Source organism: Psychrobacter sp. JB385, assembly GCF_900163785.1.
In the GTDB taxonomy this organism is placed as follows: Bacteria; Pseudomonadota; Gammaproteobacteria; order Pseudomonadales; family Moraxellaceae; genus Psychrobacter.
In genome coordinates this window covers 295,322-308,599 of record NZ_FUKN01000005.1, presented here as the reverse complement: position 1 = coordinate 308,599, position 13,278 = coordinate 295,322, and the positions used below count along the sequence as shown (strand labels likewise).

The window sequence follows — 13,278 nt, the reverse complement described above, 5'->3', positions numbered from 1 at the left end:
GCACATATGTATCTGATCTGCACTCTAAGCCTGTCTGGTTACGGATACTGATTGGTTGATCAAGTCCACAGAGCCGAACGCGGTTAAGAACGCAACACTGGACGCGTCAGCGCCAACACCAATGCGAGCCATTGTGTTGGCATCTGCCATGCCAGTCGGATCAATGAGGTGCCAGCTTCCCGCAAGAAAAACCTCGGCCACAGCATGAAAGTCTTGTGGCGTCACATCAGGTGCATAAACGCTTGCGAACCTAGCCGGTATCGACGATGCACGCGATAGTGTCACAAGAACGTGCGCAAAGTCGCGACATACGCCTTGACGTTGAATAAAGCTGTCGAGCGCGGTAGTCTGTGTGTGGCTCGATCCAGGCACATAGCTAAGCGCTGACTCGATCCAATCGCGCATCGCAGCAATCCGTGCGCCACCAGAGAGATTGCCAAACTCGGCTTCTACGAATGCTTGAAATTGGTCTGATGGGCAATAGCGAGATGGCATCAAATGCTTGATCGTCTCTCCAGGCAAAAGATGAAGAGGCGTTTGGGGCAGTGCTGATATATCCAAGGTAGGGCGGTCAACGTCAATTTCTGCGAGGTAAGTGCAGCTAAAATCCCCTTCGGCGTGGATCCAAATTCGCTCTCCTATGCCATCATCGGCAGTGATCCGTGAAAAATGCGCAACGTCTGATGTCCAAATCTCGGCCGAACGCACTCGCTGGTCTACAAGATCGGCGGCTTCGATCTGAAGCAAAAGGTCCATCTGCTCTGAGAGTCGATAATGGAGTGTGACGTTAAGTTTCAGGATCATGTTTGAACTCCCTAAGGGTATGGGGCTGGCGGGCTGACGATCTCGTGGGGCTGAACTGCTCCGATTATATCAGAGACTGGTTTACTTGAGTCAGGCGGCAATGCCTGACAGGGTTAAATTACCATAATACCGCTTTTCAAACTCAAAAGGTGAGACATAACCAATGGTACTATGCAGTCGGGCTTTACTAAAGCTGATGAGGGGGTGAAAGTCGATTAATTATCGATTTAGTTTTGTAAGATGAGAGCTTTACTCGAAATGCCACCCATCTAAGGACTGCCAGTTCAACATCGTTCACTCCATACTGCTCTTTTCGCTACTCACTAACTTCAGACATATATGGTGCGTGGATAGTTTTATCCTATGCATTATCGTATGAATCGATTGTTAGGCCAACGGGAGCAATCATGTCTTTGGGTATGTTGTCTGCTAGCACTTGATTTAACGCTGGCATCATTCCCATAACGGTAACAGACGATATGGACAATGTGCCTAACAAGTCGCTGGATAAAGAAGAGTAAATGAATTTCAAGTCGGTTTTAGGAAAATTAGGGTAGCGGTCGAAAGTGTTGTTTTAAAGGAAAGGCAAAACAGAGAGAAGGCGCAACTTAGGCACAATTTGGGTACACAAGTTTTTTCATAATGTTTGTTAAGAGCTTGAAAAAGAGAGTTTAAATCAACGTAGAGCTTCTATTCTCACACCCCCCATATTTTACGGACAAAAAAAAGCCCCAATCGTGAGATCGGGGCTTTCTAAATTTGGTAGGCATAAGCAGATTCGAACTGCTGACCTCTACCATGTCAAGGTAGCGCTCTAACCAACTGAGCTATACGCCTATTTAGGTTGAGCATTTTAGCAAGTTTTTCAGACTTTGCAAGTCTTTTTTATACCAATATCCATTTATCATCAAAATACTAAGAAAAAAGCCTTTTTATTACGTGCGTACTTACTAAAACAATAGCCACGACCTGATTTTGATACAATGTTGCGAGCAACAGCACACTTGAGTGGCAGCAGCAGGTAGAAGTGCTACCGTGGGTATCAAAGAGTGATAAAAACACATTCACTAAATAAAATTAAAACATATAGGAGAACAAAATGGGCTTACTAGTCGATGGTCAATGGCAGGACAAATGGTATGACACAGATGCCAATGGTGGGAGCTTTAAACGTGAAGATTCAGGTTTTCGAAATTGGGTAACTGTCGATGGTAGCGCAGGGCCTTCAGGAAAAAGTGGCTTTAAAGCCGAAGCCAACCGCTATCATTTATATGTGTCTTTGGCTTGTCCTTGGGCACATCGAACCACCATTTACCGCAAACTAAAAGGGTTAGAGGACATGATTTCGATGTCTGTGGTGCACCCGTTTATGGGCGACAAAGGATGGACGTTTGCAGAAGGCGAGGGTGTCATTGCTGATCCGTTATTTGACGCCGATTATTTATATGAGATTTATACGACCGCCAAGTCAGATTATACAGGCCGCGTGACAGTTCCTGTGCTGTGGGACAAGCAAACCAATACTATCGTAAGTAACGAGTCAGCCGAAATCATTCGTATGTTTAACTCAGCCTTTGACGAAGTTGGGGCAGCGGAAGGCGATTTTTTACCATCAGAGCTATTGGCAGGAATCGATGATATCAATGCGTTCGTCTATTCTGCAGTAAACAATGGTGTGTATAAAGCAGGATTTGCAACCACCCAAGAGGCCTATGAAGAGCCAGTAACAGAGCTGTTTGATGCGCTAGACACACTAGAGGCACGTTTAGCAGAGCGTCGTTATTTGATGGGTAAGACGATAACAGAAGCTGACTGGCGTTTATTTACCACATTGGTGCGTTTTGATGCCGTTTATGTTGGGCATTTTAAGTGCAATATACGCCGTATCGTTGACTATCCAAACCTTTGGGGATATCTGCGTGAGTTGTATCAAGTATCAGGTGTGGCAGAGACAGTCAATATGACGCATATCAAGACGCACTATTACACCAGCCATGCCAATATCAATCCTACCCGTATTATCCCTATTGGCCCTGCTATTGATTTTACGACAGCACATCATCGTGATCAGCTATAGACATGTTTGCTTTATACATGTGAGCAAAAACGGCTCAGCATAAATAGAATTTCAATAAAAAACACCCCAGCGACTATGAAGTAGCTGGGGTGTTTTACGATGTAAAAGGCATTTTAATTGATATTAAGCATTGTTTAGCTGACGGGCCGCCTCTAAGGCAAAATACGTCAAGATACCGTCAGCACCCGCACGGCGGAAACCGATCAAAGACTCCAAAATAACAGCGTCGCTTAGCCAACCATTTTGAATGGCAGCCATGTGCATGGCATATTCACCAGAGACTTGATAAGCGAATGTCGGTATACCAAAGGTGTTTTTTACTTCGCGGATGAGGTCTAAATATGGCTGACCTGGCTTGATCATGACCATGTCAGCACCTTCATTGATATCCATTGCCACTTCATGTAAGGCCTCAGCACGATTACCAAAGTCCATTTGGTACTGTTTCTTATGTCCGCCTTTTAGATTGCCAGCACTACCAACGGCATCACGGAATGGACCATAGTAAGCAGAAGCATATTTGGCTGAGTAGGCCATAATGGCAGTATTGGCAAAGCCTTCTGCTTCAAAGGCATGACGCATGGCTTTGATGCGACCATCCATCATATCGCTAGGAGAGATAATATCAGCACCAGCACGAGCATGTACCAACGCTTGCTTGACCAACACTTCAACGGTTGCATCATTGACGACATAACCACTGTCATCAAGTAAGCCATCTTGACCATGTGACGTATACGGATCTAATGCCACATCAGTCATGACGACCATTTCTGGTACAGCGTCTTTGACAGCTTTGACCGCGCGTGCAGCAAGCCCGTCTTCATCATAAGCTGCCTTGCCATCAGGGGTTTTTAGTGAGCTATCAACGACAGGGAAGATATCAATTGTCGTCACACCTTCTGCCAACAATTCCTTGGCATAGTCAATGAGCAAATCGATGGATAAGCGCTCAACTCCTGGCATGCTTGCAATGGTTTCGCGCTGATTGGTGCCTTCTAATACAAAAACAGGGGCAATAAAATGCTTGGGATGTAGCTCAACTTCACGAATCATCGCTCGAACATTGTCGTTATAACGCAAGCGACGTAAGCGAGTTTCAGGAAATTGGCGATTAAAAGTATAAGTCATGATTTTTCCTTATTTAATTATCAGTCACTGCTATCGTGATACTAAAACGATGGTCTTACATAAACGGCTGCATTTAAACCATTCAGTAAGCGCTATTTCATTTTACGGTGCGTATATTATAGTGCCACTACTATACCCAATAGCAGATGACAAAAGCAAAAAACCCCACCAAGTCGGTAGGGCTAATTGTGCTTATCAATGGTTAATATAAAGATATATTAACGCTATAAGAGTAAGCGATGGTGGATATTATTCAGTAATTTGTGTGACAGGTACTTGCTCAACGTTGTCTTCATTCTGAACGGTTTGTCTAGTCACCACGCCTACAGCTGTCTCTTTTTTACCGTCATCATTGACATCGACAACCGCAGTAGGTTTAAAGGTAGTGACTTTTTCGCCTTGCGCTTGTTTGATGTTAGCCGCTTCTTGCGGTGATGCGACACGTGCTGAGCCAGCGGCATCAATAGCATTGACGGCTTTTGCTTTATTGGTGTTGGTTGGCAACGTCAGCACCTGAGCCAAATTGGTATGCTGCGGTACTGGTATGATCGTTGGTACGTCTAGATTGGCACCGCCACCCAACACTTGATACAGCTCGATTTGGCTAACGATTTTTTGTAATTCCAAATCTAAAATACCTTGCTGCGTTGAGAACAACGAACGCTGCGCATCGAGCACGTCTAGATAATTATCAATACCCGCTTTAAAGCGTGCATCAGCGATTTGATATGTCTGCTCAAAGTTATCTTGCAGGCGATATTGAGACTCTAGCTGTTCACCAAGTGTGGCACGCGTCGCCAATACATCTGACACTTCACGGAAAGCCGTTTGAATCGAGCTTTCATAGTTTGTCAGCGTTTGTTCACGTTCAATCTTGGCCACATCATAGTTGGCATCCAAACGACCAGCATCAAAGATAGGCACACTAATGCTTGGGCCAAATGACCAACCAACTGAGCCGCTTTTGAACAAGTCATCCAAACTACCACTACTGACACCGATATTGCTCGCCAAACTGATAGAAGGGAAATAAGACGCTCGGGCAACTTCAAGATTGGCGCCAGCTGCTTTCAAGTTATATTCCGCTTGTAATACATCAGGACGATAGCGTAGCAACTCACTTGGCAAGCCAGCATTGAATATTTGCTGACTGGTAATATTGCTGACGGCAGGCGTTGGGATCAAGTTGGTCGGAATGGGCCCGCCAACCAAAAACTGTAGCGCGTTGCGTGATGTCAAAATACTGCTTTGCGCACGTAACACGGCAAGTTTGGCGGTCTCCAATGATGCACTGGCTTGCAAAGAAGGCAGTTTTGGATCAATACCTGCCTCAAAGCGTTTGCCAGCAATAAACAATGATTGCTCACGGCTTTCAACCGTTGCTTCTGCCAGTTTTAGCTGAGCCAAGCTGTAACTTAGATTGGCATAACTTTGCGCAATATTACTAATAAGACTGATTTGAGTCGCATCTTTAGCCGCTGTTGTGGCCAAAAAGCTTTGTAACGCTTGATCTTTTAGGCTAGAGATTTTGCCCCAAAAATCAAGCTCATAGTTTGCCAAGCCAAGATTGACGCTATAGCCGTCACTGGTAACGCTTCTTTGACGCTGGCGAGTATAGCCTGCCGAACCATCAATACTTGGCAAATCATTGATATCAGTAATCTGATATTGTGCTCGCGCTTTTTCGATGGCCAAACGCGCACTTTCAAAGTCTTTGTTGTTTTCAAGACCTAACGCAATCAGACCTTTTAGACGATCGTCACTATAAAAATTCTGCCAACGCTGGCTGGCAATACTGGGCTGCTCAGCCGTACTCGTCGTTTCTTTATCGAACGCACCATAAGTTTGTCCAATTGGAATATTCGGCTCTGCTAGGACAGGGCGCGTATCAGCTTTTGGGATAGTATTACAAGCAGCCATACTCATTGCTAAGGCGGTTAAACCCAATAAACGACTGCTGTTTCTGCGGATCCGTGATAAAGCGGGCTGAGTCGCGGTAGGAACTTCCGTTACCGCGACTGAGTTGATGGTAAATGTTTTTTGGGCACTCATTGTGTATTATCTCCAAAACTTACAGGCTGATAACTCTCAGAAGGCGTTGGGTTATGTGGATCAGGCGTACCATTGCCTCCGTCTCTATCGTTTGGCTTATTGTTCTCATATTTATGCGGGAACAGGCTACGTACCCAAATATAGAACATAGGGATAAAGAATATACCCAAGAAGGTAGCGGAAACAACCCCACCAAGTACACTAGTACCAATGGCATTTTGACTGCCTGAACCAGGACCTGTGGCGATGAATAATGGCACAACACCCAGTCCAAAGGCAAGTGAGGTCATAATAATAGGACGCAAACGTTGACGCGCTGCTGTCATTACCGCCTCGGTAAGACTATAGCCTTCCTCTTGGTGCTCTTTGGCAAACTCAATAATCAAGATGGCGTTTTTCGCGGATAGACCAACCACCGTGAGCAGACCCACTTGCAAGTAAATATCATTACTAAACCCGCGAAGTAGCGTAAATATCACGGCACCCAATACCCCAAGAGGGATAACCAATAGGACTGAGAACGGAATCGACCAACTCTCATACAGAGCAGCCAGACATAAGAATACCACTAGGATTGAAAGGGCATATAGCATTGGCGCCTGGGCGCCTGATTTTTGCTCTTCAAGTGACATACCCGTCCACTCATAACCCACACCTTCAGGTAAATCTTGAATCATAGTCTCCATCGCACTCATCGCTTCACCAGTACTTAAGCCTGGTGCTGCGCTACCTTGAATGTTCATTGATGGCAGACTGTTGTAACGGGTAAGACGTGGTGAGCCAGATTCCCATTCGCTGCTGGAGAATGCGTCAAATGAGATCATATCACCGCCATCATTACGTACATACCATTTGCCGATATCATCAGGGTTGGTACGGCTACTTGGTTCACCTTGAACATAAACGCGTTTGATACGTCCACGATCAACGAAATCATTGATGTAACTTGAACCCCAAGCGGTAGAGATAACGCTATTGATATTGGCCAATGACAAGCCATAAGCGGCCGCTTGCTCTTGGTTGATGTTCACTTTTAACTGCGGCGCATCTTCTTGACCGTTCGGACGTACGCCTGCAACTTGATCATTTTGCGCGGCCATACCTAGTAGCATGTTACGTGCTTCTAGTAAGCCTTCATGTCCAAGGTTGCTTGTGTCCTGAATCATCAAATCAAAACCACTGGCGTTACCAAGCTCGGTAATGGCTGGTGGTACAATTGCAAATACTTGCGCCTCGTTTAGCTGGGTAGCAAAGTAACCCATGGCACGGCCCGCGACACTTTGCGCGGTGTTTTCTGCCCCAGAACGGTTTTCCCAATCTGACAAACGTACGAAAGCCAGTCCCATGTTTTGCCCTTGACCCGCAAAACTAAACCCTGCAATCGTAAAGACGGATGCGATATTATCGGTCTCTTGCGTTTCATAGTAGTCACTGACTTTATCTAATACGTCCTGCGTCTCATTCAGCGTAGAGCCAGCAGGAAGCTGAACCAAGGTGAACATAATACCCTGATCTTCTTCTGGTAAAAACGAGCCTGGAATACGCAAGAAGACGACAGCCATGATACCGATGATGGCTGCATAGCCGATCAGATATAACCATTTAAAACGGATACTTTTACCAACAAAGTTTTCATATGAGCGGCTAAGTTTAAAGAAGCCACGGTTGAACCAACCAAAGAATCCTTTTTGTTCTTCACTATTGCCTTTTTCATGACTTTTGCTACGTTTGAGCAACGTCACACAGAGGGCAGGGGTAAAGATAAGTGCCACTAATGCTGATAACACCATGCTGGTGATTAGGGTGATAGAGAACTGACGATAAATCACCCCCGTTGAACCACCAAAGAAGGCCATCGGTACAAATACAGCGGATAGAATCAACGCGATACCGATAACGATTTTACTGATCTCACCCATCGACTGCGTGGTGGCATCTATGACAGAGATATGGGGGTCTTCTTCCATGATACGCTCGACGTTTTCAACGACGACGATGGCATCATCGACCAGTAGACCGATGGAGAGTACCATTGCAAACATGGTGAGTACGTTAATACTGAAGCCAGCCACATAAAGTACGGCAAAAGTACCAAGTAAAACGACAGGTACAGCGAGAGTCGGAATAATCGTTGCACGCCAGTTCTGTAGAAAAATGAACATGACGATAAATACAAGCACAATGGCTTCAAGTAGCGTCATCACAACTTGTTCGATAGATAAACGAACAAATGGCGTTGTGTCATATGGAACAACAGATACTAGACCAGCTGGGAAGTTTGCTTCCAGCTCTGCCATACGCGCGCCGACAGCTTCACGAGTTTCAAGTGCGTTTGCACCGCCCGCCAATGAAATACCAATACCCGCTGCTTCTTGACCGTTATATAGCGAGATGACGCTATAGTTCTCACTACCGATTTCAACATCGGCAACATCACCCAAACGCACTTGTGCGCCAGAGACATCGGTTTTCAGTAAAATGTCTCTGAATTCTTCAGGCGTTTGCAGATAGCTTTGAACCGTCACGGTGGCGTTGATAACCTGTTGGTCAGTATCAGCTGGTGCTTGACCTAGCTGGCCTGCAGAGACTTGCGCGTTCTGCGCACGTACTGCTGTAACCACATCAGATGGCACCATGTTATAGCTACGCAGGCGAGCAGGGTCTAACCAGATACGCATGGCATAAGTCGAGCCAAACACCTGTACTTCACCCACGCCTTCGACACGGCTGATTTGATCAACGACATTTGAGTTAACATAATCGGCAATATCACTGCGGTCCATGCTACCGTCTTCAGAGACGAAAGCCTGTACCATCAAAAAGCTGCTAGAAGATTTATTGACGTTGACGCCCTGACGCTGTACTGATTCAGGGAGTGAGCTCATAGCGGCTTGTAGCTTATTCTGTACTTGTACCTGTGCTGTATCAGAATCTGTGCCGTTTTCAAAGGTCAATGTGACCGAAGCACTACCATTCGATGAGCTTGATGACGACATGTACATAAGGCCGTCGAGACCTTTCATACGTTGTTCAATAATCTGTACAACTGAGTTTTCGACGGTTTGTGCGTTAGCACCAGGATAGCTTGCACTGACTGAAATAGTCGGTGGCGCAATACGTGGATACTGTTCAATCGGTAGATTAATAACCGATATCACCCCGATGAGCATGACCAAGATAGCCAGTACCCATGCAAAAATAGGGCGATTAATAAAAAAACGTGACATAGTATATCCCTAAGTCTTCCTATCTTTGAATGGAATTATTGAGCAGCGGCTTCTGTTTGTTTTTCGCTAGAATTATCATTGCCAGCTGGTTTCTTATCCACGGTCTTTGCAGCTTGTTGCGGCGTTTTGGCGGTTGCAGCGTTTTGTGTAGATGGTGCTGGATTGGCATTTTCTAACGGTTTTACGACCACTTCTTGTTCAGGTTTGACTTTACTGCCACCAATGACAACGACCTTATCACCTGCTTGCAAGCCATCCGTTACCACCCATTGTCCATTATAGGTACCATCGATTGTCACTGGACGCACTTGGATTTTGTTGTTTTGATCGGCGATATAAACTTGCGTTTCCCCTTTAGGCGTACGCATAACCGCACTTTGCTGAACCAATACAGCATTATTGATGACGCTTTGTGTCAAACGCGCAGTCACATACATGCCTGGCAACAACAAGTTATTGCTGTTCGGGAAGATGGCACGCAAGGTCACAGCGCCTGTTGACTCATCAACTTTTGCTTCAGACAAAGCAAGCTTACCGCGTACTGGATACACTGAGCCGTCTTCTAGTACCAACTCAACCGAGTTCATACCTGGTTGTGCCTTACCTTCAGATATTTGCTGGCGTAGTTTCAACAGCTCAGAAGAGGACTGACTGATATCAACATAAATAGGATCTAAACGTGAAATAGTGACCAGCGGATCAGCCTGACCTGCGCTTACCAATGTCCCAGCAGTCACGCTAGAGCGATCGGTGCGACCAGTGAGCGGCGCACGTACGATAGTACGGTTAAGATCCAAATTGCTGGCAGCCAAGTTGGCTTCAGCTGTTTGAATACCAGCTCTCGCATTTTCAATACCTGCTTGTGCCTGTCCCACAGCGGCCACCGCACTTTGTTCCGCCGCTTGTGCGGTGCGTACTTGCGTTTGCGCCTGATCGTATTGTTGCTTTGAGATTGCATCAATACTTACCAAGCCTTGAAGACGCTGTAGATCATTTCGAGCTTGTGCTAATGATGCCTGACGACTCGCAAGCTCAGCTTTAGCATTATCTCTAGTTGCCTGTGCTGTCAGTAAGTTGGCTTGAGCCTGCTGCACCGCTGCCTGACCACTGGCGATAGAAGACGCATAATTATCGGTATTGATACGATAAAGTGGTTGGCCCTTTTTAACGTTACTTCCTTCACGAAACAGAACTTCGTCAATGACACCATTGACCTGTGGGCGAACGTCAGCCGTTTGGTAAGCTGCCGTACGTCCAGAAAAGGTCTGCACTTGAGGTACGGTTTCTAAAGTGACAGTCTGCACGTTGACAACCGCAGGCGGCATTTGCTGCTGTGCGGCTTGTTCACCAGCAGCGTCCTCGTTTTTGCCACAGCCGATAAGTACAGCTCCAGATAGTATAGATGCTATTACAAGCGCAAGAGTAGAGTGCTTCATCAATGTCCTCGGCAATATGTGTGAAATAAATAATGACAGTATAAAAAAATTATCAATAAATCTTAGCGTATCGAATATTAAAATTAGTATTTACCCCAAGCATTTATACTATCTTTGCTCAATTAATCTTCAATGACACTTGATAGTCAGAAGTTTCCTACTAAGCCGTGCAATAGATATATATGTTTGGTATTGGCGTAAGACTTTGTAACGCTGAAAGTGTAGCTAAACTACAGATTCAACCTATAAATTTAATGAGTAATTATAAACTATAGGGGTAACCCCACAGTCAAGTAATTGAATATAAAATTTGAGACAAAAAATGACAAGGAAGGGGTTTTGAGGCGAATAAAATATCGCTATCGCAAGCACTGGCTTTACTAACAGCTATTCAGAAGGTATACAATCTTCAATTGAAACCTAATGTAAAATTTTGTGAAAACAGCAAAACCGCACGGGCATTAAGGTCTTAAAACCCCTATAAATCAGCTTTGTAAACAAAAAAATAATTTTGGCAACCCTTAATTTTGATTGGAGCAATAATAGCGTAATGGCTGTGCTTGAGAGACGACATTTACCATGCTATTACTGCTCACAGTCAAAGCAGACAAGTCTACAATAAGCGGGCACTCGCCAATTCAGTCAGCTGATAGAGACCTTTGCGATAGTGATTGTCGGGTAAGGTTGCCAAGGCTTGTTGCGCCAATCTGGTTTCTTCGAGCGCTCGTTGCTTACAGTAATCCAGCGAGCCTGAATGACGTACCAATTCGATAAGCTGTTCTGCATTTGGCGTTTTGCCTGTTTGTACAGCGATGCGTAATTGATCGTAGCCTTCGGCATTGCTGTTTTTTAGCAACTCAAGCGCCTTAATAGTGGGTAGGGTTGGCTTGCCTTCTGCCAAATCATCACCCAAGTTTTTACCCATCAATACGCTGTCACCGCTGTAATCAAGGACATCATCAATGATTTGAAACGCATTGCCAAAGTGTTGACCAAAGTCACCTAAAGCTTGCAGATACTCTGTTTTATCTTGCAAAATAGCAGCGCCTTGGGTGGCCATCATAAACAGACGTGACGTTTTGCCATCGATAATCCGTAAATAGTCTTCTTCCGTTGCAGCAGGATTGTGTTGATGTTGTAGCTGTAACACTTCACCCTCAGCGATATCACAAGTACCATCTGAGAAAATCTGTAATAAAGGCAAGCTTTGAAAACCAACCAACAGATTAAATGCGCGAGCAATCAAATAATCGCCGACCAGTACCGCAGTGGCATTGTTCCATGTCGCATTGGCTGTTGGCTTACCACGGCGCTGTCCTGATTCATCAATCACATCGTCATGAACCAAAGTAGCCGTGTGCAGCATCTCAGTAATCGCCGCCAAATGCATGGCTTTTTCTGACGGTGCATCATCGAACATACGAGCGCATAGCAAAGTAATCAGCGGACGCATGCGCTTGCCACCAGCATCGATAACATGCTGAGAAACACTCATCACTAATTGAACTTTCGAATTTAGGCTACCAAATACTTGCTTGTCCATAATCTCAAAATCATCGGCCACAATGTTTTGGATATCAGCATAGCTAAGTGTCGATTGAGGATTGGAAAGGGTGTTACTTATAGAGTCGCTGGTTATAGAGGTGCTGGTCATAATAAATAGTCATATTAATAAGAATAAAGAGAGTGTTTATAGCCTTGGTTCTATGTGTAGTTAAGGCAACGTTTTACCTATAATAACATAGCTCGGTATCCAAATTGTCGGTTAAAGCACGCTAATAATGGCGTAATAAATTTTTATCAAAATGAGACTAATTATCCAAGAAAAATGGCTCTGAGTCACTAAAATGGACTCAGTTAGTTAGGATAAATTTATTATATATCTTATGAATATACGCTGACGTAATAAAAGTACAAAAGGCTATAAGTAACTGATTATATAAGCTATAATAGCCGTCTTTAGGCATGTGGCACTATTAATTGTGGTGGTATGACGTACGCTTGTATTGGATAGCAGTTTTGCTGTGCTTACAAACAGTGTTGTATATCGTCAGATGAGATAGAATTTTTAGTGTCATTACATTACAAAGACAAGCTACGCTACTTGCTTTTCTAAGCAAAAAGACGTAAAATCTTGCCTTTAATTTTTCCCTGTCGTGTTCGTCGTAAAAGCGTTGGTATGATATCAGCCACGGCACACGGGTTAAACGGAGTCATACAATGTACGCAGTAATCAAAACTGGTGGTAAACAGCACCGTGTAGTTGTCGATGAGCTTTTGAAAGTTGAACTACTAAAAGCAGAAAAAGGCGAAACAATCAAATTTGAAGACGTGTTGATGGTTGTTGACGGCGAAAACGTCAAAATCGGTCAGCCTGTTGTTGATGGCGCTAGCGTAGAAGTTGAAGTTGTTGAGCATGGTCGCGGCGAAAAAATCCGTATCATCAAGCACAACCGTCGTAAGCATTATCACAAAGAGCAAGGTCACCGCCAATGGTACACCTTGTTAAAAATCAAAGCCATTAATGCCTAATTACTTATTTAGCTATCAT

At 44.7% G+C, this 13,278-nt stretch carries 8 protein-coding genes and 1 tRNA gene; 2 read left to right on the top strand and 7 right to left on the bottom strand.

Features of this window, described 5'->3' with window-relative positions:
• Positions 1-24: 24 nt before the first annotated feature.
• Positions 25-708 carry a transglutaminase family protein gene (locus CZ794_RS03475; RefSeq protein WP_256958850.1) on the bottom strand — a complete coding sequence of 228 codons (684 nt, stop codon included), beginning with the start codon at positions 706-708 and terminating at the stop codon, positions 25-27.
• A gap of 856 nt (positions 709-1,564) precedes the next feature.
• Positions 1,565-1,641 (bottom strand) — tRNA-Val (locus tag CZ794_RS03470).
• Between the two features lie 262 nt (positions 1,642-1,903).
• Between CZ794_RS03470 and CZ794_RS03465 the strand changes: the two genes are divergently transcribed.
• On the top strand, positions 1,904-2,881 hold the full coding sequence (locus tag CZ794_RS03465; RefSeq protein ID WP_087040220.1) for a glutathione S-transferase family protein: 978 nt from the start codon (positions 1,904-1,906) through the stop codon (positions 2,879-2,881).
• Positions 2,882-3,004: 123 nt separating this feature from the next.
• Here CZ794_RS03465 and hemB read toward each other — a convergent pair whose 3' ends face one another.
• The 5 genes from hemB to CZ794_RS03440 form a co-directional block, all read right to left on the bottom strand.
• Positions 3,005-4,012, bottom strand: coding sequence for a porphobilinogen synthase (gene hemB, locus CZ794_RS03460; protein ID WP_087040219.1), 1,008 nt, complete (start codon positions 4,010-4,012; stop codon positions 3,005-3,007).
• 249 nt (positions 4,013-4,261) lie between these two features.
• Positions 4,262-6,064, bottom strand: coding sequence for an efflux transporter outer membrane subunit (locus tag CZ794_RS03455; RefSeq protein WP_087040218.1), 1,803 nt, complete (start codon positions 6,062-6,064; stop codon positions 4,262-4,264).
• Positions 6,061-9,291, bottom strand: a complete 3,231-nt coding sequence (locus CZ794_RS03450; RefSeq protein ID WP_087040217.1) for an efflux RND transporter permease subunit — start codon at positions 9,289-9,291, stop codon at positions 6,061-6,063. The genes CZ794_RS03455 and CZ794_RS03450 overlap by 4 nt, the downstream gene beginning before the upstream one ends.
• A 35-nt stretch (positions 9,292-9,326) precedes the next feature.
• Positions 9,327-10,727: an efflux RND transporter periplasmic adaptor subunit gene (locus tag CZ794_RS03445; RefSeq protein ID WP_087040216.1), complete on the bottom strand. Its 1,401-nt coding sequence runs from the start codon at positions 10,725-10,727 to the stop codon at positions 9,327-9,329.
• A gap of 613 nt (positions 10,728-11,340) precedes the next feature.
• Positions 11,341-12,270: a polyprenyl synthetase family protein gene (locus tag CZ794_RS03440; protein ID WP_218778301.1), complete on the bottom strand. Its 930-nt coding sequence runs from the start codon at positions 12,268-12,270 to the stop codon at positions 11,341-11,343.
• A gap of 677 nt (positions 12,271-12,947) precedes the next feature.
• Between CZ794_RS03440 and rplU the strand changes: the two genes are divergently transcribed.
• Positions 12,948-13,259, top strand: a complete 312-nt coding sequence (gene rplU, locus CZ794_RS03435) for a 50S ribosomal protein L21 (protein ID WP_062845087.1) — start codon at positions 12,948-12,950, stop codon at positions 13,257-13,259.
• Positions 13,260-13,278: the final 19 nt, after the last annotated feature.

What these genes read in the sequence shown, in the direction of transcription:
- CZ794_RS03440 (WP_218778301.1), bottom strand. Translation starts at nt 12,270, where the DNA reads ATGGACAAGCAAGTATTTGGTAGCCTAAATTCGAAAGTTCAATTAGTG.
- CZ794_RS03445 (WP_087040216.1), bottom strand. Translation starts at nt 10,727, where the DNA reads ATGAAGCACTCTACTCTTGCGCTTGTAATAGCATCTATACTATCTGGA.
- CZ794_RS03465 (WP_087040220.1), top strand. Translation starts at nt 1,904, where the DNA reads ATGGGCTTACTAGTCGATGGTCAATGGCAGGACAAATGGTATGACACA.
- CZ794_RS03450 (WP_087040217.1), bottom strand. Translation starts at nt 9,291, where the DNA reads ATGTCACGTTTTTTTATTAATCGCCCTATTTTTGCATGGGTACTGGCT.
- hemB (WP_087040219.1), bottom strand. Translation starts at nt 4,012, where the DNA reads ATGACTTATACTTTTAATCGCCAATTTCCTGAAACTCGCTTACGTCGC.
- CZ794_RS03455 (WP_087040218.1), bottom strand. Translation starts at nt 6,064, where the DNA reads ATGAGTGCCCAAAAAACATTTACCATCAACTCAGTCGCGGTAACGGAA.
- rplU (WP_062845087.1), top strand. Translation starts at nt 12,948, where the DNA reads ATGTACGCAGTAATCAAAACTGGTGGTAAACAGCACCGTGTAGTTGTC.